At 61.4% G+C, this 21,439-nt stretch carries 18 protein-coding genes; 13 read left to right on the forward strand and 5 right to left on the reverse strand.

Features of this window, described 5'->3' with window-relative positions:
* Positions 1–5: 5 nt before the first annotated feature.
* Complete coding sequence (locus A3CW_RS0102090; protein ID WP_028202091.1) at positions 6–1,109, reverse strand: acyltransferase family protein; 1,104 nt, start codon at positions 1,107–1,109, stop codon at positions 6–8.
* A gap of 271 nt (positions 1,110–1,380) precedes the next feature.
* On the opposite strand from A3CW_RS0102090, the gene A3CW_RS0102095 reads away from it, so the two are divergent.
* Both A3CW_RS0102095 and A3CW_RS44880 read left to right on the forward strand, forming a co-directional pair.
* A complete protein-coding gene (locus tag A3CW_RS0102095; RefSeq protein ID WP_028202092.1) occupies positions 1,381–2,355 on the forward strand; it encodes a quinone oxidoreductase family protein in 975 nt (324 codons plus the stop codon).
* Between the two features lie 28 nt (positions 2,356–2,383).
* The gene (locus tag A3CW_RS44880; protein ID WP_035512139.1) at positions 2,384–2,560 is read left to right on the forward strand and encodes a DUF1427 family protein; all 177 of its coding nucleotides are present in this window, start codon (positions 2,384–2,386) and stop codon (positions 2,558–2,560) included.
* Positions 2,561–2,627: 67 nt separating this feature from the next.
* On the opposite strand, the gene A3CW_RS0102105 is transcribed toward A3CW_RS44880, so the two are convergent.
* A complete protein-coding gene (locus A3CW_RS0102105; RefSeq protein ID WP_028202093.1) occupies positions 2,628–3,083 on the reverse strand; it encodes a host attachment protein in 456 nt (151 codons plus the stop codon).
* A 306-nt stretch (positions 3,084–3,389) separates the two neighbouring features.
* On the opposite strand from A3CW_RS0102105, the gene A3CW_RS44885 reads away from it, so the two are divergent.
* Positions 3,390–4,082, forward strand: coding sequence for a pyridoxamine 5'-phosphate oxidase family protein (locus A3CW_RS44885; RefSeq protein ID WP_051481127.1), 693 nt, complete (start codon positions 3,390–3,392; stop codon positions 4,080–4,082).
* 35 nt (positions 4,083–4,117) lie between these two features.
* Here A3CW_RS44885 and A3CW_RS0102115 read toward each other — a convergent pair whose 3' ends face one another.
* From A3CW_RS0102115 to A3CW_RS0102125, 3 genes are all read right to left on the reverse strand, one after another.
* On the reverse strand, positions 4,118–4,252 hold the full coding sequence (locus A3CW_RS0102115; protein WP_028202094.1) for an entericidin A/B family lipoprotein: 135 nt from the start codon (positions 4,250–4,252) through the stop codon (positions 4,118–4,120).
* A gap of 159 nt (positions 4,253–4,411) precedes the next feature.
* Positions 4,412–5,515, reverse strand: a complete 1,104-nt coding sequence (locus A3CW_RS0102120) for an MraY family glycosyltransferase (RefSeq protein ID WP_028202095.1) — start codon at positions 5,513–5,515, stop codon at positions 4,412–4,414.
* 89 nt (positions 5,516–5,604) lie between these two features.
* The gene (locus tag A3CW_RS0102125) at positions 5,605–6,984 is read right to left on the reverse strand and encodes a glycoside hydrolase 5 family protein (protein WP_245623512.1); all 1,380 of its coding nucleotides are present in this window, start codon (positions 6,982–6,984) and stop codon (positions 5,605–5,607) included.
* Between the two features lie 582 nt (positions 6,985–7,566).
* Here A3CW_RS0102125 and A3CW_RS0102130 point away from each other — a divergent pair.
* The 10 genes from A3CW_RS0102130 (at position 7,567) to A3CW_RS0102175 (ending at position 21,420) form a co-directional block, all read left to right on the forward strand.
* On the forward strand, positions 7,567–8,673 hold the full coding sequence (locus tag A3CW_RS0102130) for a sugar transferase (protein ID WP_051481129.1): 1,107 nt from the start codon (positions 7,567–7,569) through the stop codon (positions 8,671–8,673).
* Positions 8,674–8,769: 96 nt separating this feature from the next.
* The gene (locus tag A3CW_RS0102135) at positions 8,770–10,011 is read left to right on the forward strand and encodes a polysaccharide biosynthesis/export family protein (protein ID WP_081771485.1); all 1,242 of its coding nucleotides are present in this window, start codon (positions 8,770–8,772) and stop codon (positions 10,009–10,011) included.
* A gap of 67 nt (positions 10,012–10,078) precedes the next feature.
* Positions 10,079–12,322, forward strand: coding sequence for a GNVR domain-containing protein (locus A3CW_RS0102140; RefSeq protein ID WP_028202099.1), 2,244 nt, complete (start codon positions 10,079–10,081; stop codon positions 12,320–12,322).
* A 330-nt stretch (positions 12,323–12,652) separates the two neighbouring features.
* Positions 12,653–13,780, forward strand: coding sequence for a glycosyltransferase family 4 protein (locus tag A3CW_RS0102145; RefSeq protein ID WP_245623513.1), 1,128 nt, complete (start codon positions 12,653–12,655; stop codon positions 13,778–13,780).
* On the forward strand, positions 13,768–14,985 hold the full coding sequence (locus A3CW_RS0102150; protein ID WP_028202101.1) for a glycosyltransferase family 4 protein: 1,218 nt from the start codon (positions 13,768–13,770) through the stop codon (positions 14,983–14,985). Before A3CW_RS0102145 ends, A3CW_RS0102150 begins: the two co-directional genes overlap by 13 nt.
* Positions 14,986–15,048: 63 nt before the next feature.
* The gene (locus tag A3CW_RS44890; RefSeq protein WP_035512141.1) at positions 15,049–16,449 is read left to right on the forward strand and encodes a hypothetical protein; all 1,401 of its coding nucleotides are present in this window, start codon (positions 15,049–15,051) and stop codon (positions 16,447–16,449) included.
* On the forward strand, positions 16,442–17,740 hold the full coding sequence (locus A3CW_RS44895; protein WP_035512142.1) for an oligosaccharide flippase family protein: 1,299 nt from the start codon (positions 16,442–16,444) through the stop codon (positions 17,738–17,740). Before A3CW_RS44890 ends, A3CW_RS44895 begins: the two co-directional genes overlap by 8 nt.
* Positions 17,741–17,850: 110 nt before the next feature.
* The gene (locus tag A3CW_RS0102165) at positions 17,851–18,792 is read left to right on the forward strand and encodes a glycosyltransferase family 2 protein (RefSeq protein ID WP_211254024.1); all 942 of its coding nucleotides are present in this window, start codon (positions 17,851–17,853) and stop codon (positions 18,790–18,792) included.
* 171 nt (positions 18,793–18,963) lie between these two features.
* Positions 18,964–20,058, forward strand: a complete 1,095-nt coding sequence (locus A3CW_RS44900; protein ID WP_063750789.1) for an acyltransferase family protein — start codon at positions 18,964–18,966, stop codon at positions 20,056–20,058.
* Positions 20,059–20,313: 255 nt separating this feature from the next.
* Positions 20,314–21,420, forward strand: a complete 1,107-nt coding sequence (locus tag A3CW_RS0102175; protein ID WP_028202103.1) for a glycosyltransferase family 4 protein — start codon at positions 20,314–20,316, stop codon at positions 21,418–21,420.
* Positions 21,421–21,439: the final 19 nt, after the last annotated feature.

Raw genomic sequence — 21,439 nt, forward strand, 5'->3', positions numbered from 1 at the left:
GCTGTTCAGTTAGCGTCCTCATTGACTGGCAAGTCGCCGGCCGGTTCCTCCTGGGAGCCCGTGCCTGTATCGTTCGCGCCGGGAGTGCGCGATCTGCGCAACCGTATGGCCGGCACAGCATGCAACAGACGACGCGCGTGCCTGTGCAGCGGCCAGTCGACGAACTGGTAGAGCGCGGCGCCCATCGCCGTAGCCACGATCATCGTGAGCGCCACACCGAGCGGAGCAGTCGCGTCAAAGCCGTCGATAGCGTCCGGGAGCAGCTTGCGTGCAGCTTCCACACAGTATGGATGGCTCAGATAGATGGCATAACTCGCATTGCCGATGAATATTGCTGCGCGAGTGAACGAGCCCGAGCCCATCGCCGACTCCAGGCTCAGTGTGCTGGCGATCAGCACGAAAGCCGGAAGGCCGTAATAGAGCAACGGTGCGTCGGAAAGGTCGTGCCAGTTGATGTAGGCCATCCATGCATAGGCTGCAACTGCCATGCATCCGGCAAGCGGCAGCGTGATCCGGACTCCGAACTTCCAAAGCTGATAGGCCATGAAGCCGAGCGGGAACTCGAATATCCGCGGATTCGAATAGAACGCGGTGAACACGCCGTGCGAGTCCCATGCCTTCGCCGCACAAAAGATCGCAAGGATCAGTGCAGAAGTGAACAGCAGGCGGTGACGGCGCACCAGCATCAACGAGACGGCCGTGACCACGTAGAACAGCATTTCGTAGTTCAGCGTCCAGCCAACGAACAACATCGGGAATATCTGGCCACTTTCCTTGCGATAGGGAATGAAAAACAGCGACTTCAACAGATTTCCGAGGTCGGCGGTCGTCGAATTCAACAACTCAGGCGCAATCAGTGCCCCAGCGAATACGCCAAACGTCAGAACCCAGTACAGCGGCACGATACGGGCAATGCGGTCCGCGAGAAAGCGCTGTGTGGTCAATTCGGGATTGTCCAGCACGAGGGCGATGACGAATCCGCTTATCACGAAGAAAATGTCGACGCCAAATTCACCGAATGTGTGTCCGGTCGGCGACATGATGTGAAAGAAGATAACCGTTATCGCTGCAACAGCGCGCAGCACGGTAAGAGACTTTAACTTTTGCATGTTGGGTGCGCGGTCTGCGCGTTCGCCAATGGCGGCCTGAGCGGGATGTCCTGCGTTTGATCGCGGTTATTCTGACATCGCGGAAAGATATGCAAATGCGTAGTTTTGTGTGCAACCGTACAGAAGCCAGCAATTAGTTAAAGAGTTACCTTGGCCGAAATTCGAAAGCATCTGTCCACACAACCGGGCTGCAGCAAATTACATTGGGACCCAGTTCGATACCGCGTTCGCGCAAACCGTTGCGCGAACCCTGAACCCACGGAGTCCCGCCATGAAAGCCATCCAGTTCAAGACCTTCGGCAAGCCCGAGGTGCTCGAGTACGTCGATCTCCCCACGCCCACGCCCGCGCCCGATGCCGGCAGCGCACTTGTGCAGGTGCGAGCCGCCTCGGTCAACCCGAGTGACGTGAAGAACGTTGCCGGCCATTTCGGGCACACGGTGCCGCCGCGGGTGCCGGGGCGCGACTTCAGCGGCGTGGTGGTGGCAGGCCCCGCGGAGTGGCTCGGCGCCGAAGTCTGGGGCACGGGTGGAGACATCGGCTTCACGCGCGACGGCACGCACGCCGAATTCATCGAGGTGCCTGTAGCCGCGCTCGCGCGCAAGCCCGCGGCGCTCTCGCACGCGCAGGCCGCGTCGATCGGCGTGAACTTCGTCGTGGCGTGGCTTGGCACCGTCGATTACGCGCGTCTCGCCGAGGGCGAAACGATCGCTGTGATCGGTGTGTCGGGCGGGGTGGGCGGCGCGGTTACGCAGATCGCGAAGGCGCGCGGCGCGCGCGTGATCGGCGTGGGCCGCGAGGCGCCGCTTGCCGGTTCACCGGCCGCGCGTCTCATCGACGCCTTCGTTCCCATGAACGAGCACACGGCAGAACGCGTACGCGAGCTGACGGGGGGAGCCGGCGCGGACGTGGTCTACGACGCCGTGGGCGGCGTGGCGTTCGAACTGGCGCTCTCGCTTGCGAAGCGGCGAGGCCGCGTGGTCGAAATCAGCGCGACGGGTAAGCGGCGCGTGGAGTTCGATCTCATCGACTTCTATCACAACGAGACGCAACTGCTCGGCGCCGATAGCGCGAAGCTCGGCGTGGCCGAATCCGCCCCGCTCATGCGCGCGATCGCCGAAGCGTTCGACGCGGGCCAGTTCGAGCCGCCCGTCGTGGCCGCGCACTTTCCGCTCGCCCGCGCGCGCGAAGCCTACGAGGCGGTCGCCGCGGGCACGGCTGGGCGCGTCGTGATCGACATGGCGTGAGCGCCGCTCGAACGGACGGGAGATGAGGATGAAGGGCTATCTGGTGTCGTTCGCGGTCGGCGCGCTCGCGGGGCTGCTCTACAACGTGCTGCAGGTGAAATCGCCCGCGCCGCCGACCATCGCCCTCGTCGGGCTGCTCGGCATGCTGGCGGGCGAGAACGTCATCGGCGTCGTGCGAGCATGCGTTGCGCATCTCGCGGGGTAAGCGGGGCAAGCCTCACTCACCGCGCCGGATATCGCCCGGCGCGGATTTTACCGACTGACGGGCTGGCTCACGCCCCGGCCCGTACGAGCCGCTCAGGCAAACGCGTACGTAGTTCGCGTGCGTCGAGCGCCGCAAGATCCTTGTCGAGTTCGAGCGTGACGAGGCTGCGCGTTTGCGCGTCGATCGCCTTGCGCAGCGCGCCGAGGAACGCGGGCGGCGCCGCGAGCACGAGCGTGCCGTAGCGCGCGTCGTTGCGGGCCTTCGCAAGCGTCGTCGCGATCTCGGCAGCGAACACGGTGGCTTCGTGGTCGTGCTGGCTGGTGTCGGGATCGGTTGCGCTGCGGCCGAAGCCGACGCGGTCGGTGGTGCGCCCCGGTTTGTCGGTCACGAGGTTCTCGTCCGACATGCGGCCTTGCAGATGGAGCAGCGTCTCGACTTCGTCGATGGCGCCCAGCGGGCTTTCGGCGGCGAAAATGCGCGCGGTCACACGGTTGGCGACGACAATCCAGATCGTTTTCGACATGTTCGACTCCCTGTCATGGCGCCCGGCGCATGCGGCTGCCGGGCGGTTGAGTGGACTCGGGCCTCGCGGCGTAAACATTAAGGGTAGCGCGCTTCGGGCCGCACGGCGCGGGAAGTGCCGCCGCGCTCGTCGGCGCGCCGCTGGCGCTCGCGCGAGGCGCGAAAGTGTCGGAACAGCGAGCCGCGTGCCCGCTGGCGGCTTGCCCTTCCAGAATTCGGGAAGATGATTCTTGTCGGCGGTGGATTATCTTTTTCTGCGGAAGCGCCTAGCCTTTAGACTCCGCAGCGCGCTGCACTGGAGTCCGACATGAGCCCGAACGACTCGACCGCCTCGACCCCCGATCGCATCTTCCGTTATCCGAGCGACGTCGCCTTCACGCCGACGGTCAAGGCGATGCAGGAGCGCCTGGGTTCGCGCGAACTCTATGCGAGCGTGGAGCGCGATCACGCGTGGGGCGTGGCGCTCACGCCCAAAATCCAGGAATTCATCGCCGCGCAGACAAGCGTATTCCTCGGCACCGCGAATACCGAAGGGCAGCCGTACATCCAGCATCGCGGCGGCCCGGCTGGCTTTCTGCACGTGGTGGACGAGCACACGATCGCGTTCGCCGATTTCGTCGGCAACCAGCAATACATCACGCTCGGCAACCTCGCCGACAACCCGAAGGCGCATTTGTTCGTGATCGATTATGCGCGCCGGCGGCGCGTGAAAATCTGGGGCCGCGCGCGCGTGGTCGAAGACCCGGCCCTGGTCGAGGAGCTGATGCCCGAGGGGTACAAGGCGCGTGCCGAACGGGTGATCGTCTTCACGGTGCACGCGTGGGACATGAACTGTCCGCAGCACATTCCGCAGCGCTTCGAGGCGGCGGACGTGAAGTCGGCACTAGACGAGCGCGACGCGCGCATTCGCGAACTGGAACAGGTCGCCGCGCAACGCGAAGCGCGCGTGCGCGAGCTGGAGACGGAGGTCGCGCGGCTGCGCGAGGGCGCCGCGGCGTAAGCGGGCGCTCGCACCGCGACTCACCCGCAAGCGGCTTACTTGGCCTTGTCCGCCGTGTTGGTGATGGCCTGGCCGCCCTTCGAAATGTCCTGGCCTGCCCCGGCAATGGTGTTGCACGCGGCGAGCGTCACGGCGAACAGTGCAAGCGCAAACGCGAGATAACGGCTCATAGCGGCTCTCCCTGAATCGAATGGACGTTAAATAAGCGTCAAATGAAAGTGGCGGCGGGCATGAGGCATGCGCGCCGCCGTTCCTTCCGATTCTACGCGCGAAGCGGGGACACATGCGCCGAGGTTGCGCGGCGGCGCATGCGTGAGATCAAGCCGTTTTCAGCGCTTGCGCGTCCTGTGCACGACGAGCCACTTGGGCGAGCGAAAGCGCACGATGCTCACATAGAGCCACACGTAGGTGAGCGCGAACAGCACGACGAAACAGAACAGATGCACCGTGTGGCGCCAGAACAGCGTGGCCGGAATCACGGCGATCAGGCAGAGCAGCCACAGGTAGGGCGACGTGAGCGAATTGCGCCGCGTGAGTTCGCGTGCGTTGCGTGCGCCCACGACCCAGCGCATGAGGCGCTTGTACACGAGCATGTGCAGGTGTACGCCGTCAGGAATGCCGGGCGACATGCCGCGCACGAACTTCTTCCGGTAGATCGAGAAACACGTCTCGAAGATCGGATACATGAAGAGCAGCACCGGATACCAGGCCGACACGTCGCGGTTGCGCATGACGAGCAGGATCGACAGTTCGGCGAGCATGAAGCCGATGAAATACGCGCCGCCATCGCCGAGGAAGATCAGGCCCGCCGGGAAATTCCACATGAAAAAGCCCAGCACCGCGCCCATCATGATGAACGACGCGGAGAGCACCACGGGGTCGTGCACCTGGAAGGCCACGTAGGCGAGCGAGGCGAACATCATGAACGCGACCATCGAGGCGAGGCCGTTGAAGCCGTCGATGATGTTGATCGCGTTGGCGAGCGCCGCGACTGCGAGCACGGTGATGACGAAGGAAATCGCCGCGTAGGAAAGCAGGAAGTCGAGCGGCGGCACGCTGATGCGCGTGACCGCGATGCCGAGGAACCAGAACGCGAGCGCGGCGGCGGCCATCGTGCAGAGCAGGCGCGCAAGCGGCGAGATGCGCTTGGTCAGATCTTCGATGAGCCCCGAGGCGAACGCGGGCAGCCCGCACGCGACGATGCCGAGTATGCCGCCCGAGACGGCCGGATACGCCCCGTGCAACTGCGCGGCGGCCACGATGAGCCCAGCGAGGATGCCCGTTCCGCCGATGCGCGGCACCGGCCGCACGTGAAATTTCTGCACGCCCACGAGATCGGAGTCGACGGAGAACCTTTCATGCAGATGCGCGTAACGCACGATCAGCAGCGTGACCAGCAATGAAACGAGAAAGCCGAGGGCAAAACTGAGCATGAAAGGAAACCGCGACCGGAAGGAGGAATGCGCGATTATACAAAGGCGGACAGGCTGCCCGCCCCGAACCTCCTGCGGTCGCGCCGCGCTCAGGTTCCCGGCACGTTTGCGGGTGTGACTTCCAGCAGGATGACGTGGTCGGGTACTTCCACAGTGAGTTGGCGCACGTCGCGATGGATTTTGTGCGGTTGCGCCGAAGCGAGCGGATCATAAAGCTCGACGCGTTTTGCCGTTTCGCCAAAGTCGAGCCCGACGCGTGCGGGCGGGCTGGTGAGCGGCTTTCCTGTCGCACGGTCCCAGATGAGCGTTTCGTTCCAGAGCACCAGCACGAAGCGGCCATCCTTTTTCTGCAGCAGCAGACTATTCGCCGATTGCGGCATATCCGAAAGCGTATAGGCGAGCGTGTTGCTCGCCGCTGCGCTTGCGCGCCGCGTGGTGTTGGCGTTCAGGATCGACGTGAGATTGCGAATGGCGTAGGCCACCGGCTTGGGACTGTTGTCGATGCGAAAGAGCCCGTAATGCATTTCATCGTTCTTGTGCGCCGGATCGGGCTTTTCGTCGAGCAGTTCATAAACATAGAGCCGCCTCACGCCCGCCGACGCCGCATCCATATAACCGTTGAGGACGCCCTTGGCCTGTGTGTCCTCGTCGACGCCGAGCATGTACCAACCCGCCTGCGGCAATGAAAAGTAGCCGAACTCGGTGATGACGAGCGGCAACTGAAATCTCTGGCCCAGGTGAATAGCGGCAAGCATCCACCTGTCGCCGTTCGCGTTCCAGAGGGGCTGCTCGCCGTTTTGCGGGTAGACATGCTGGTTCGCAAAGTCGGCCGACGCTGCGCGCGTCTCGACTGACTTGGGGTCGAAGCCGGTCGCGTCGTATACGGGTACCGCCTTGAGCTCCGGCATGCCGTGTACGCGTGCGTAGAGGTCGCGCTGCACAGCGAGCCCGGCTGCCGCGCCGGTAAGCCCCTGGTAAGCGACGGGAAAGTTGTTGAGTTCGTTGGGGCCTTCGATGGCCGCAACGCTACCGGGCACCTCGGTATTCAACTGCGCAACCTGCCCGATGTGCTTCTCGAAGTCCGCGCCCATCAGGAAGTTGAATTTCACCCCGCGCTGCGCGAGATAGACGTAGCTCGAGAACGGAATGGAGGAGCCCGGCGCGTAGTCGCGAACGTGGTGAATACCGAGCCACGCCATATCGTCGGCGACGTTGTGCACATTGACGTACGCGCCGTCGGTGTAGCTGACGTGCGTGACGACAGCGAGCGTCTGGAGGAAATCCTCGGCTGGCATGGCGTGCACAGCATCGCTGGCGTGCACCGCCGATGCGCATGCGAGCGCGCAGATACCTGCCGCGAGGCCTTCAATGATGCGCATGCCGAACGGCCAGGTCCGTTTCGCGTGGCTTGCGTGTCGCGAACTGGCGGTATCGGTGAGCAGACGATGGGTGGTTGCTACGGAATGCATCACGGCGTATACCTCGCGTGGAACGGTTGCCGGCTACCGATTTCGCGCGCTTGCTCGCTCCACGCCGGCATTTTCAATTGGCTTACCCATACTGGTGCGCAGCCAGAAAGCATTTTGCCGCGTCATTGGATACATCATGTGTGCGACGGCGAACGGATAGACATTCCACAGGAGATTAGATTCGTCTACCACAGATGTCGCGATCGAATAATGAAAATAGAGCCGATTTTCGCGATTTCCAGAGTAAACATTAAGTAATCCTTCATATCAATCAGCCGAACCGGCCGTCGCGAGAGACGCTGCGTTATGTGCGTTGGCGCACATAACGCAGCGCTCGCATTGTGACTTCCAGAGCGCCCCCCCACGTGGTTCGGATCATGAAGCAGCGACGATCAGAAACTGTTGGTGGGATTGCGCACGGTTCCTGCGTCGCTCGCGCCGTAATGTGTTGTCGTGGGTTATCGGGGCGGGCGGCATGCACGTATGGATCGCCTGAGACGGGGATTTCCGTGCGTTCGCCGGTGGCGGACGACCGCCGGCCCATGAACGTCTGACGAACACGACACGCACTGGGGTAGGGAAATGTCAGAGTTAACGCAACGGTCAGATTTTGCGCAACGTACGGTCGATATCGTGCTGCAACGTACGGTCGATGTCGTGCTGATCGTGCTGGGCGCCATATGCGCCGTACACCTGAATCTGAATTCCGGACAGGTCGCCGCGGTGCATCACCCCGATCCCACGCTGGTGGCATTTTGCGCAGCGCTCGCCCTCTCGGTCTTTCCCGCCTGCGGGACCTATGGCACGCGTGGCAGCCGGTCGCTTTTCAGCGTCGCAGGCCGCACGGCGTTCGCCTGGCTCGCGGTGCAGCTTTGCGGACTCGTGCTCCTTTACGCGATTCATCACGATCATCTGCTGGCGTTGCCGTGGTTCATGTACTGGACGTTGACGACGGGTATTTCCCTGCTGCTGTCGCACACGCTGTTCTTTTCGGAATTCAGCGTGCTGCGACTGACCCGTGAATGGTGGCGCCGGGAAGCTTACGAGGTCGGTGCGCGCGACGCGGTTCGCAACGCCGTCATTGGGCACGCCTTGAAGCGCGTCTTTGACATCGTGGCGGCGGTGAGTGCGATCGTGCTGCTCTCGCCGCTGCTCGTCGTGCTCGGGCTGCTGGTCAAGCGCGACGGCGGTCCGGCGTTATACGGCCATACGCGCGTAGGCCGTCATGGCAAGAAATTCCGCTGTCTCAAGTTCCGGTCGATGGTGGTGAACTCGGAGCAGGTGCTCAAGGATCTGCTCGAGCGCGACCCCGAGGCCCGCGCCGAATGGGAGCGTGAATTCAAGCTGAAGAACGATGTGCGCGTCACGCGGATCGGCCACTTTCTGCGCCGCTCGAGCCTCGATGAACTGCCGCAGCTCTGGAACGTCCTGCGCGGCCAGATGAGTTTTGTCGGTCCGCGGCCAATCATCGACCAGGAACTGGAGCGCTATGGCGAGGCGAGAAAGTACTACCTGATGGCCACGCCGGGTATCACCGGCCTGTGGCAGGTGAGCGGGCGCAACGACATCGACTACGCCACGCGCGTTTTGCTCGACGTTTCCTATGTGGAGAACTGGACCTTCCGGAAGGACATCGGGATTCTGTTCAAGACGTTTTTCGTCGTGATTCGCGGAACTGGCGCGTATTGAGTAGAAAAGGGAACGGGCGAGAGCGACTGGCATTTCGGGTATCCGGGCCACACGGCATGGCCTGGAACGCGTGTAAAGCGATTGGGGGTATTTGCGATGGGACTGAACGCGATGAACTGGATCGGGACTGCGCACGCGCGTGTCGTGCGGGATTTTGGACTGGCGGGCGCGCTGCGCCGCGGGGCCGCGTGTGCCGTTTGCCTGGCGCTCACGGCGCTGAGCGGCTGTGCCCTGGCGCCGGGCATGACCTACACATCCGGCGCGGCCGGCGCCGGCGCGAACCCGGGCGCCGGTGCGGCAACCGGTCCGGCAGTGCCCGATAGTGTGGTGGCCAAGGGCATCGCCGGTGCGCCATCCGGTACGCTCGTCGAGATCACGAGGGACCTGGTGGACAAGGAAGCTGCGGCGCGACCCAAGGGCATTCCCACGGACGTGGAGAAGATGTTTGCCAAAGCCACTCCTTATGAAATCGGCCCCGGCGATATTCTCACCATCGTCGTCTGGGATCACCCCGAACTCAACCTGCCCGCGGGCGGCGGCGGCGGCGACGGTCCTTCTGGCGCCAGTTCGGTTGCGTCCGGCTACACCGTCGATACCAACGGCTTTATTCAGTATGCCTATATTGGTCCGCTGAAAGTCGCCGGTCTTTCGGAGATGGGCGTGCGCGACATCCTCGCGGAGAAGCTCGCGAAATACGTACGTCAGCCGCAGATCACCGTACGCATCGAGACCTATCGCAGCAAGCGCGTGTATCTCGACGGCGAAGTCAAGACACCGGGCGTGCAGGTGCTCAACGACCGACCGATGACGTTGCCCGAGGCGATCAACCGGGCCGGCGGTTTCACGAGCAATGCCGACCGCTCGCATGTGTCTGTGACACGTGGAGACGCCACCGTGGATATCGATATGCCGGCGATGATCCGCAAGGGGTTCAATCCCGACCGGATCATTCTGCACGATGGTGACCTCGTGCGGATCTTTGCACAGACGGACAGCAAGGTCTTCGTGGTCGGCGAGGTCGAGCGTCCTGGCGGCGTGATGTTCAATAACGGACGTATGTCGCTCAACGAGGCACTTGGCAACGCGGGAGGGATCAACCAGTCGTCGGGCGATGCTTCGCAGGTGTATGTCGTGCGTGGACGCGATACCAGCCAGCCGGTCGTGTTCCATCTCGACGCGAGCAGCGCTTCTGCAATGGCCACAGCCGACTCGTTCGAGCTGAAGCCCAACGATGTCGTGTTCGTCGATACGTCTGCTCTCGTGAAGTGGAGTCGTGTCATCAGCCTGATTTTGCCGACGACCCAGGCCGCGGCGACGAGCCGTGCGATTGGATACTGATGTGCACATGAACAATACAAACCAAACGAACCGCGTCAGTCGACCTGTTCGCTTTCGGGGGAACAAGATGAATCATCGCGACTATCTGCTCGAAGGACCTGCGGAGACGATCATGCCGATCGCCCCCGACGGTGGACATATGGGCAATTTTCTGGATACGCTTTACGCGGGCCGCAAGACGATCCTGATCGTTACGGTGATCTTTACGCTGATCGGCACCCTCTATGCGGTACTGGCGTCGCCCGTCTATCAATCGGACATGCTCATTCAGGTGGAGGAGAGCCCGAACGCGGCGAAATCGGCGCTGGCCGATCTTTCCTCCCAGTTCGCGGTCAAGACCCAGGCCTCCGCGGAAATGGAGGTATTGCGTTCGCGCATGGTCGTGTCGTCGGCGGTGGATGCGACCAAGCTCTATATCAAGGCAACGCCACGCTATTTCCCCATGGTGGGCCGCTGGGCTGCGCGCCATCTGAGCCTCGACCACTGGTCGGGATGGGGCGGTTACGCATGGGGCGACGAGGCGATCGAGGTAACGCAATTCGACGTGCCGACGCGCCTGCAGGGCAGACCGTTCGTCTTGACCTACCGGGGCAACGGGACCTACACGCTCGAAGGTGGCGGCATCACGCTCGAAGGGCGAGTGGGACAAACGCTGCACGCCCCGACAGTGGGCGGCTCGATCGACCTCGTCGTCGGCCGGATCGATGGACAACCGGGCACGGTCTTCAACGTGATGCGCCTGTCCGAACTGAGCGCGATCCAGTCGCTGCAGACGGCAATCGCCATTACGGAAAAGGGCAAGGAATCCGACGTCATTGGTGTTGCCCTGGATGGCGATGACCCGGTACTCACCAGCACCATTCTCAATGCGATCGGCAACGAATACATCCGGCAGAACGCCCAGCGCACGCAGGAAGAGGCGGAAAAGCAGATCGCCTTCCTTGACCGGCAGTTGCCTCTGCTCAAGGCCCAGCTCGAGAAAGCCGAGAACGAGTACAACTCGTTCCGATCGGCGCACGGCGCTGTCAATCTGGATGCCGAGGCTTCGGCACTGTTGCAGAGTTCGGCGCTGGCGCAGCAGCGTATCGCCGATCTGCAACAGCAACGCGCGCAGGCGATGGCCCGTTTCACCGACGACAACCCGGCTCTCGTCGCCATCAACGGGCAACTGTCCGAAGCGCAGAAGTCGCTGGAACACCTGGCGGGGCAGACCCGCGCGCTGCCGCCGGTGGAGCAGGAGCTCGTGCGCCTACAGCGGGAAGTGACTGTCGATACGAACATCTACACCAATCTTTTGAACAGCCGCGAGCAACTGCGCCTGATCAAGGCAGGGCGTGTGTCGAACGTGCGCATGATCGACGCCGCAGTGCCGCCTGAAGGACCGATTCGGCCGAAGCGCGCAATTATCGTGGTCGCGGCCGTGTTTACCGGATTGTTTGCCGGCGCTGCGCTCGTGCTGCTGCGTCAGAGGCTCAACCGCGGCGTCTCCGTCGTGGACGAGATCGAAGCGGGCACCGGGCTGGCAGTCTTCGCGGCCGTACCGCGCAGCCGCATTCAGCATTCGCTTGCGCGTCGTTTGCCGCACGGCGCGCCGGGCGCGAATACGGTGCTCGCGCACAAGGCCGTGTTCGACCCGGCGGTCGAGAGCCTGCGCAGCTTCCGTACCGCGCTCGAACATTCGTTGGAGGACGCGGACAATCGTATCGTGCTGCTGGCGGGGCCGACACCGATGGTCGGCAAGTCGTTCGTCTCCGTCAATCTGGCGGCCGTATTCGGTGCGTCGGGCAAACGTGTACTCCTGGTCGACGCGGATCTGCGGCGGGGCTCGCTGAACCAGCATATGGCAGTGCCGAGTATGCCAGGCGTCACTAACATCTTCGAGTCCTGCCAAAGCTATGACCACGTGGTGAATCGCGACGTGATGCCGGGTGTCGACTTCGTCGCGACCGGAGGCTATGTGACCAATGCCAGCGAACTGCTGCAAAAAGACGCTTTCAGGAACTTCGTGGCGTGGGCCAATTCGACGTACGAACTCGTGCTGATCGACGCGCCGCCGATTTTGCCGGTGGCCGACGCCGGGATCATCGGGAAACTGGCGGGCACAGTGTTCGTGATCGCGCGACAGGGCGCGACGAGCGTGGCCGATCTGCGCGAGTCCGTGCGTCGCTTCGAACAGGTCGGCGTGCCAATTCGCGGCGTGATCTTCAACGACATGACATCGCGTCCGGGTCGCTATGGCAACGAATATGCCGCGTACGGCTATTCGAGCTACGGCTTTGCCAAGGATACAGGGAGTGCAAGGGCGGAATAGCGGGTTTCTGCCGGCAGTCGTGTGCGCTTCGGTGGCCGCGCCGCGGTCCATCGAATTGCCAGTCAAGCGGCGCCTCCTGGGCTGAAGCGGAGTCACCCTGCTTCAGCCCACTTCACGGGCGGTCTGGATGCTTTTAGTCATCCGTCATTTGACCGGATCCGCCAATCGCATTAGCGGCTACGTTCCATCGCAATTCGCAACCGACTCTCCAGGACCGGCACTGGATGCGTGAGTTGGCGTGACATGAGCGACGGCGAACATTCGCCGGTGCGAAGACCGGCGACACTTCAAGACATATGAATTGCATCGCGTGGCCAGCCGAATGCGGCCATGAGCGACGCCTTCCACCTTGGGATGAAACACGTGCTTGCCCCCAATTTGATGATTAACGGCCGCTTCCTGGGTCGCCGCGCGACGGGTGTCGATCGCTTTGCGTTCGAAACCATCCGGGCGCTCGATCAATTGATCGAGTTGCGCGACCCGCGCGTCGCCGGATTGCGGACCGAAATCATCGTACCCGACGCGCTGGCCGCGATGCCGAATCCATTTCGGCACGTCGCGTTGCGCGCGAGTGGAAAGGGCGGTGGCCTGCGTTGGGAACAACTGGCGCTGCCGCAAGCCGCACGCGGCCGGTTGCTGCTCAATCTCTGCAACTCCGGACCCCTATGGTATCGCCGTCAAATCACGGTGCTGCACGACGCGGCGCCTGCGCGCGTGCCGGACAGCTACAGCCGGTCTTTCGTTGCCTGGTATCGCCTGATGGCGCCGCGTCTTGGCCGCATATCTCGGCGTGTGATTACCGTGTCCGAATTTTCCCGGCGCGAGCTGTCTGACGCTTACCGGATTCCTGTAGACAAGATCGGCGTTGTACCGGAGAGCGGCGAGCACATGTTGCGAGTGCAACAGGATGGAGGCAAGGCGGCAAACGCGTTTGGCGAGCGTCCATTCGTGCTTGCGGTGGGCAGCCTCAACCGTCACAAGAATTTTCAGCTTGTGGCCGATGCTGCACGACTCATCCGTGACGCTCAGTTCGACATCATTGTCGTGGGCGGGGGCGATGCACGAGTCTACGGAACGGGCCAGGAGGCGTTGCCCGAGTTCGTGAAGCATCTCGGGTACGTGAGTGACGGCGAACTCGCGGCGCTCTATTGCCGCGCAGCGTGCTTCGTTTATCCGTCGCGCTACGAGGGCTTCGGACTGCCACCAGTCGAGGCGCTGGCGCTTGGCTGCCCCGTCATCGCTTCGCGGCTGCCGGCTGTCCAGGAGGCGTGCAGCGACGCCGTTCTCTACACGTCGCCTGACGATCCGGCGGAACTCGCGAGCTTGCTTGAACGAATCACGAGCGATGCCGCGTTGCGTGAGCGTCTGCGCGAGCGAGGCCGCGCCCGGACCGCAGAACTAACCTGGCAAGCGACTGCCACCAGGTTGATCGAGGAGATCTCGCCGTGGCTAACGTAACGCTTGCATCCAATCTTGCCAACGATACACGCCGGTTCGGCCGTGTCGCGCTCGTGCATGAGTGGCTCGTCACCTACGCGGGATCCGAAAAGGTAGTCGAGCAGATTCTTCAGCTGTTTCCACAGGCGGATCTTTACAGCGTCGTCGACTTCTTCCCGGAGTCGCTGCGTGGGGTGCTGGGTGGCAGGCATGCAACGACCTCGTTTATTCAGCATCTGCCGCGGGCACGCAAATCGTTTCGGACTTACCTCCCGCTCATGCCGCTGGCCATCGAGCAGTTCGATCTCTCTTCGTACGATCTCGTGATTTCTTCGAACCATGCCGTAGCAAAAGGCATCTTGACGGGGCCCAACCAGGTGCACGTCAGTTATGTCCATTCGCCGATTCGCTACGCGTGGGATCTGCAGCATCAGTATCTGTGCGAGGCCGGACTGCAGCGCGGCATGAAAAGCTGGATCGTGCGCGCATTGCTTCATTACATGCGTATCTGGGATCAGCGCACGGCGCATGGTGTGGATGCCTTCGTTGCCAATTCCGCGTTTGTGGGGCGGCGCATTCGCAAGGCCTACGGCAGCGAAGCTGCCGTGGTCTATCCGCCAGTCGATGTGGAGCGATTCGAATTGGGTAAGCACCACGAAGACTTCTATTTGATCGCCTCGCGGATGGTGCCATACAAGCGGATCCCTCTCATCGTCGAGGCATTTGCCGCGATGCCGTCGCGGCGTCTCGTGGTGATCGGCGACGGCGCCGATTTTGCACGCGTCAAGGGGTGTGCTACGTCCAATGTGGCCTTGCTTGGCTATCAGCCCGACGAGGTTTTGGTCGACTACATGCAGCGTGCGCGGGCGTTCGTCGTTGCCGCGGAAGAAGACTTTGGCATTTCGGTTGTCGAGGCACAGGCCTGCGGCACGCCGGTCATCGCTTTGGGTCGTGGAGGGTCGCGGGAGATCGTGGTGGATTCGCCGGATCCCGAGCGCGGCACGGGGCTCTTCTTCAGTGAGCAGAGCGTGGCATCGATCGTCGATGCCGTGGAGCGTTTCGAGCGGTTGCCAGCGCTCAAAGCGGAAGTTTGCCGTCGCAATGCGATGCGTTTTACGCAAGAGCGATTCAAGCAGGAATTTTTAAGCGTCGTGGAACGAGCAATGGATGCCGACAAGGCGATTGCTGATGCGCCGCCGGTGGTGCGGCGTTGGCATTCAGCCTGAGTTGGCGCGATAACGGCAACGTTCACGCAAGAAAGTTGGGTGAACGGATGGGGGTTTCGGCAAGTGGAACTGACGATATTCGGAGTCATCGTGTTCGTCGCCGGGCTGGCGGCGCTCTACGTGTCGTATCGCGGCGCGATTTACGGCATGGCGGCGTTTTCCCTGTTCGGATGTACGCTCGCGCTCGGACTGGGCGGCATCGGCATCTTGCCGGCGCAAGTCTTTCTCGCGTTTTTCGCACTCAGGGCGTTCAATCTCGTGGGCGGGAAGGGGCTCGCTGGCGCGGTCGCGCAGGACAAGCCCGGCTTCTGGCTGCTCTGCAACTGCCTGTGGGCCGTCGCTGGCGCCATCTTGCTGCCGCGCGTGCTGAGCGGCGCGACGCTGGTGTTCCCTGTCGACCGCAGCAGCCAGTTCATCGTATTGCAGCCGCTAGGGCCTGTCTCCGGCAACCTGTCCCAGACGATCTATTGTATTGCCGACGTCGCGGTGTATTGCTCCATGTTTGCGTTCCTGAAATATCGTGGTGTGTACCGTACGCTCGCAAACGCCATCTTCCTGCTCGCCTCGCTTGACGCATTTGCCGGCCTGATCGATATCGTCGCACACGCGGCGGGCCTCGACATTCTCTCGGCCATCAAGACGGCACAGTTTGCCGATTTGACCGGCCAGGAAATGGCCGGAATGGTTCGCATCAGCGGCACGTTCAGTGAGACCTCCGGTTTCGCCGCTTTTACGCTGCCGCTCTTTGTCTTTTGCCTGAATCTCTGGCTCGTCGGCTATCGACCGAAGCTGGCCGGTCCGCTTGCGACTGTAACGGGATGCCTCCTGCTGTTGTCGACCTCGGGAACCGCGTATGTCGGGTTAGGGGCGTACCAGTTCGTCCTGCTCGTCAGCCGGCCCGGTGTGATCTCGCGTTTCGCTACGGTACGCAAGCAACGACTGTCGGTTATCTCGTTGTGCGCGGGCCTGTTGGGCGTGCTCTATGTGATCCTCTTTCTGCCGGGGGTGGTGAAAGTGCTCGGGGATTTCGTCGACGCCGCGATCCTGAGCAAGGCGGGCAGTGACTCCGGTGTCGAGCGAATGGGCTGGAATTCTCAGGGTATCACCAACTTCTTCGATACGTATGGAATAGGCGTTGGACTGGGAAGCATTCGCGCGTCGAGCTTTCTGGTGGTGCTGGTGGCAAGCCTTGGTGTCGTGGGGGTGGTGTGTTACGGGATGTTCCTTGGCAAGACCTTGCTGGTGCCGGTACCCGCCCATTACCCGTTCACGGAGCGGGCCATTTCCTATGCGGCGCGACACGCCATGATCGCGACGTTGATCGTGGCCTCAGCTTCACTTAGCGTCTTCGAACTGGGTACTTGTTTCTATATATTTGCGGCCGCAGCGGGCGCACTCTCGCCGCGTGTGCTGCGACGTGTGCCCGCGCGTGGCGGATGGGTTGCCAGGGGGGCTCATGAATAAGGTACACGCGTCGCTTTCAAAGCTGGAACTGCTGGCTGTTTATTTTTCATATGCGGTACGTTACCTGTACCCCCTCATCCTGATTCCCTATTACGGAAGAGTGCTGGGTTCGAGTGGTTACGGCGTGGTGTTGGCCGGACTGTCACTTTCCAGTGCGCTCTGGCTGGTTGTCAACTTCGGGTTCTCTACCGTCGGAGGACGGGATATCGTCCATACCGAAATCGCGAGCGAACGCGATACGATTTTTCGGGATCAGTTTACGGCCCGGCTGCTATTGTCCATTCCCGCTGCGATTGTCGGCGGCATTGCGGTTAGCAGGTCGGAAATTATTGCTAATGTGCCTCTTGCGGGTTTTTTCGTCGTCGCCGGAGGGCTGCTGTGCGCCTTCAACATCGGTTGGTATTTCACCAGCACGGGACGTCCGCGGACAAATGTCCTGATCGAAGTACTGGGGCTCGTGCTTTCGCTCGCACTGATATTTACCTTCATTCGGAAGCCGGCTGATGTCGACCGGGCGTTCCCCGTGCTTTTTGCCTCCAGCATGATTCAGACGCTGGTAGCTTATTGGCTTGTTCGAAAAGAATACAGCGGCTTCATTTCACCCGTAAGTGCAGCCGTGGGTCTGATCAAGCGGTCGGCAACGATCTTCATCTACAGCGGAACAGCGATATTGGTGCTCGATGCATCGACCTACATTCTGTCGCTGCTGGCCGCGGCCCAGGAAGTGAGTGCCTTTGGTCTGTCTGAGCGCCTGGTGGGTGCGGCATTGAGTATCATGGCGCCCGCCGCGCAGATTCTGGCGCCGAAGGTGATGTATCTGGTCACCCGTAACCCGGCAAGAGCAAATCTGCTTGCCCGGCGAACATTTGCCATCTTCTTTGTCGGAGCGGTAGCCGGCGTGATCCTCACGAGATTGCTCTCTGAATGGCTCATACCGCTGGTATTTGGACCGGAGCTCCGTCATGCCGTCCCGGTTCTTAACATTTTGGTGTTTATTCTGCCGCTTACCGTTTGCACGCGGGTACTCGGTATCTATTTCCTGATTCCCCGAAAACTTGAGAAGCTGCTTGCCTGGAGCGGGGTGATCAGCGCTGCAGTGAACCTGGTGACAGCCATTCCCCTTGCCAGCCACTGGGGGGCAGCAGGTATGGTCTACGCGCGAATACTCGCGGAAGGATCGTTGCTGGTCATGTTGACTTTCGGGATCTGGAAAGCCGGCTTGTTTCGGGAGATTCTCGGAATCAACGAAGGTGTCTCCTTGCCGGCGAGATTTGGCAGATGGCTCGAATAACGAACGCCGCGAATCGCTTTGCGCATGCGTTGTGGTGTACGCGTGAGATCTGCGGGTGCGTGCCGATGCCGCGTCCTCCGCATTCGTGCGGGCAATGGTCGATGAGGTCAATGATGGAATCGAGCTTCAGTTCGCGGGTCACGATGGCCGAGTCAATGAGTCAGCCTTCACCTGGCAGAGATCCGAAAATCTGCCTGATCTTTGCCACTCGTGGTCGCGCAGACATTCTCAAGGATGTCGTTGCCTTCGTCGACGTGCAAACGGTTAAACCTGATCTGATCATCGTCTCCTGCGTCTCGGACGAGGACGTTGGCGACTTGTCAGTCCGACCCGGCATGATCGTGCTGAAGGGGCGACCCGGGCTCACGACGCAACGCAATCATGCATTGAACCATGTGCCGGACGATGTCGACGTCGTGGTTTTCCTGGACGATGACTTTCTGATGCATAGCGAGTGGACTGCGGAAGTCCTCAAGGCGCTGGATAGCGATCCGTCTATTGCCTGTGTCACCGGAACCGTCATCGCGGATGGCATTCATGGGCCAGGTTATTCCGTCGAAGAAGGGCGCGCCATGGTTGGGAAGATCGGCGATCTTCCGGAAAGGTTGATCGTCGCGCCGACCGGTGGTCCCTACGGGTGCAACATGGCGTTCCGCGCCAGCAGTATCGCGGGCCTGCGCTTCGATGAGCGCCTCGTTCTGTATGGCTGGCAGGAGGATCGCGATTTCGGAGGCCAGATCTGGAATCGGGGCTATCTCGTCGTGCGTATCAACACGGCGCTCGGCGTGCACCTGGGAGTCAAACGCGGCAGGGTGTCCGGATGCAAACTGGGTTATTCGCAGGTGATCAATCCGTTCTATCTGGTGAAAAAGAAGACGATGCCGTTGCGCCCGGCGGTCGATCATGTCATACGCAATATCGCGAGCAACGTCGTGCGAAGCTTTGCTCCGGAGCCATGGATCGACCGGCGAGGGCGTCTGATGGGGAATCTGATCGGATTGTGGGACTTTTTTCGTGGAAAGCTGACGCCTGAACGACCCGAGAGCTTTTAGCGCGTCGAGAGCCGCCGGCATTGTGCCTGACCGTACGCAATCGACGAACAAGCGCTAGGGGCGCTCATGGTTGCGCCGTACCCTATGCACAAGCGCCTGAAGGTACTTCCGGTTCGGAAACAACCTGGTAGCGAAGAACGTTGTCTAAAGAGCTGGTGTTAGTCGCACGCGATGAAAAAAGACTCCCATTTGGCGGTGCCAGATTGCCTGCGCGGCCTCGCAGCCATATCGGTCCTGCTCTTTCACCTCAATCATTGGCTGGGGATCCCAGGGTTGGCCCCCAACGCCGGTATTGCTGTCGACTTCTTCTTTGGCCTGTCGGGTTACGTCCTGTGCGTGGCATATCGTGGTCGCTTCGAAAGAGGGATGAGCGGCGCGCTTTTCGCGCGTATCAGACTCATACGGCTGATGCCGATGATCGTGATCGGAACTCTGTTGAGTGCATCGTATCTGGGGGCGAGATATGTTCTGCTTCACGATTCGGACATCTCTCCAGGCTGGCTCGCGGCCGCCACGCTCCTTGGTCTATCGTGCATTCCGACCTTCGGCGCTCCGCATGCAATTGGAGGGCCGCAGGTGTTTCCGCTCAATGGCCCCGAATACACGCTTTTCCTCGAGCTGGTCGTCAACCTCTTCTGGATGCTCACGCGCCGATTCGACGGAATGAAGTTCGCGCTCGTCGTGGCGATCTCGGGCTATGCGCTTACGGCGGTAGCTGGCATGGGAGGCGATACGCCACAGACTTTCCTTTCCGGCTTTCCGCGTGTATTTGGCGCTTATTATCTGGGCGTCCTGCTTTATCACGGTCATGTGAAATTCGGGCTGCTCTCGTTGAAGATCTGGAAGTCGCTATTTCTTCCGGCATGCATCGCAACCCTGGTCATTATGGGGTGGAACGGCCAGATCCCGTTCTACGTGCAGTGGTTGTGGGCTGCCGCCGTGATGCCGTTGCTGATCCTCGGCGGATCTTCGATTGCACTCACCGGGCCTGTGCGGACGGTCGCACTCGTTCTTGGCGAATTGTCGTATCCCGTGTACGCACTGCATTACCCCACGTTTGTCTGGCTCAACGGCGTCTACCAGCAGTTGATGCACAGAAAGGATCCGATTCTGGAGGCCGCCGTGTTCTTGCCTGTGATCCTGCTGACCAGTTATCTCATCATGCGTTTCGTCGATACGCCCATCCGTGCGTGGCTCGTTTCCCGATTTGGCCGATCGACGCCTAAAGCGGTTCTCGACGCCACGGCGGCCGATACACCCGTTTGAGGCCTTGCGTAGCGCTCGCCCGCGTGCAGGCTGAACACGCACGCGTTTGCGTGCGGTATCCAGCAGTGCTGCGCTGGCTGGGTCGATAGCATACCCGTCGGAGAAAGCCGCACTGTCCTGAGTGAGGACGGACATCGCGTTGCGCGAACCCTGCCCGAAACCTCTGGAGCTATCGTTGCTGCCGCTTGAGCGGCCATCTGACCGGTTGCCGGGCTATTGACTGAAGAGCATTGGCGCTTGAACGTGGAGGGGGTTATGAAAACGATCGCGTCGAAGACGATAGCGTTCAATGGCAAGTTCTTCGGGGCAGCGCCGACGGGCGTGCACAAGGTTGCCGAGCAACTCGTTGCTGCGACCGATGCGCTGATTGCCGGGCAAGCCGGCAGCAGTGTCGATTGCACCCTCGTCGTCAGAGACCGCGTCGAGATTCCGCTTTACCGCAATATTTCGTGCGTTCGCGAGAGTCGCTGGGTTCGCAAGATTCACCGGATCGCGTGGGAGCAATGCTATTTTCCACTGGCTCGCAGAAGGGACTTTATTCTTAATCTGTGCAATCTCGGGCCACTGATTCATCGGGATTCGGCGACGATGATCCACGACGCACAGGTGTATTCGGCCCCGGAATCCTATTCACTTGCTTTCCGGCTTTGGTACAAATCGCTCTACTTTTTCATCGGCAAACGGCACAAGATCATCTTTACCGTATCCGAGTTTTCTAAAGGCGAGCTTGTGCGCTATGGCGTTGCCAGCGCCGACAAAATTGTCGTTGTGCATAACGGCTGCGACCATGTTCTGCAGGTCCAGCCCGACGCGCGGCAGCTCGCTGTATTGAGCCTGAAGCCGCGGCGCTACGTGCTCGCACTCGCGAACACCCAGAAACACAAGAACATCGGCATTTTGCTCAAGGCCTTCGCCGGCGCACAGCTGAGCGACGTCGAACTCGTGCTGTTCGGCAATGCGACGCAGGCCGACTTCGAAAGTGTTGGGCATGTCGTGCCTGCCAACGTGCGATTTACCGGCCGCATTAGCGACGCCGAGCTCGTTGGGCTGATGAGCCATGCCGGCGCACTTGCCTTCCCTTCGCTTACGGAAGGGTTTGGTCTGCCGCCGCTGGAGGCGATGGCGCTGGGTTGCCCGGTCGTCGCTGCGCCGTTTGGTGCGCTTCCGGAAGTTTGCGGCAAGGCAGTGCTCTATGCCGATCCGTTCGACCCGGACGCCTGGCGGATGAGTATATTGACCGTACTCAACGAGGAACCTGTGCGGCAGTCCCTGATATCCGCCGGGCTCCGGCAGGCTGGCCGCTTCACCTGGAGACAGGCGGCGCGCAGCATGTTCGACACCGTGAAGGCCGTGAGCGGCTGAATTCCTTATAGAAAAGCGA

Origin of the sequence: Paraburkholderia nodosa DSM 21604 (genome assembly GCF_000519185.1) — a bacterium.
GTDB lineage: Bacteria > Pseudomonadota > Gammaproteobacteria > Burkholderiales > Burkholderiaceae > Paraburkholderia > Paraburkholderia nodosa.

Excerpts from the sequence above, each read along its gene's own strand:
- A3CW_RS0102090 (WP_028202091.1), bottom strand. The coding sequence starts at position 1,109 with ATGCAAAAGTTAAAGTCTCTTACCGTGCTGCGCGCTGTTGCAGCGATA.
- A3CW_RS0102095 (WP_028202092.1), top strand. The coding sequence starts at position 1,381 with ATGAAAGCCATCCAGTTCAAGACCTTCGGCAAGCCCGAGGTGCTCGAG.
- A3CW_RS44880 (WP_035512139.1), top strand. The coding sequence starts at position 2,384 with ATGAAGGGCTATCTGGTGTCGTTCGCGGTCGGCGCGCTCGCGGGGCTG.
- A3CW_RS0102105 (WP_028202093.1), bottom strand. The coding sequence starts at position 3,083 with ATGTCGAAAACGATCTGGATTGTCGTCGCCAACCGTGTGACCGCGCGC.
- A3CW_RS44885 (WP_051481127.1), top strand. The coding sequence starts at position 3,390 with ATGAGCCCGAACGACTCGACCGCCTCGACCCCCGATCGCATCTTCCGT.
- A3CW_RS0102115 (WP_028202094.1), bottom strand. The coding sequence starts at position 4,252 with ATGAGCCGTTATCTCGCGTTTGCGCTTGCACTGTTCGCCGTGACGCTC.
- A3CW_RS0102120 (WP_028202095.1), bottom strand. The coding sequence starts at position 5,515 with ATGCTCAGTTTTGCCCTCGGCTTTCTCGTTTCATTGCTGGTCACGCTG.
- A3CW_RS0102125 (WP_245623512.1), bottom strand. The coding sequence starts at position 6,984 with ATGCATTCCGTAGCAACCACCCATCGTCTGCTCACCGATACCGCCAGT.
- A3CW_RS0102130 (WP_051481129.1), top strand. The coding sequence starts at position 7,567 with ATGTCAGAGTTAACGCAACGGTCAGATTTTGCGCAACGTACGGTCGAT.
- A3CW_RS0102135 (WP_081771485.1), top strand. The coding sequence starts at position 8,770 with ATGGGACTGAACGCGATGAACTGGATCGGGACTGCGCACGCGCGTGTC.
- A3CW_RS0102140 (WP_028202099.1), top strand. The coding sequence starts at position 10,079 with ATGAATCATCGCGACTATCTGCTCGAAGGACCTGCGGAGACGATCATG.
- A3CW_RS0102145 (WP_245623513.1), top strand. The coding sequence starts at position 12,653 with ATGAGCGACGCCTTCCACCTTGGGATGAAACACGTGCTTGCCCCCAAT.
- A3CW_RS44895 (WP_035512142.1), top strand. The coding sequence starts at position 16,442 with ATGAATAAGGTACACGCGTCGCTTTCAAAGCTGGAACTGCTGGCTGTT.
- A3CW_RS0102165 (WP_211254024.1), top strand. The coding sequence starts at position 17,851 with ATGATGGAATCGAGCTTCAGTTCGCGGGTCACGATGGCCGAGTCAATG.
- A3CW_RS44900 (WP_063750789.1), top strand. The coding sequence starts at position 18,964 with ATGAAAAAAGACTCCCATTTGGCGGTGCCAGATTGCCTGCGCGGCCTC.
- A3CW_RS0102175 (WP_028202103.1), top strand. The coding sequence starts at position 20,314 with ATGAAAACGATCGCGTCGAAGACGATAGCGTTCAATGGCAAGTTCTTC.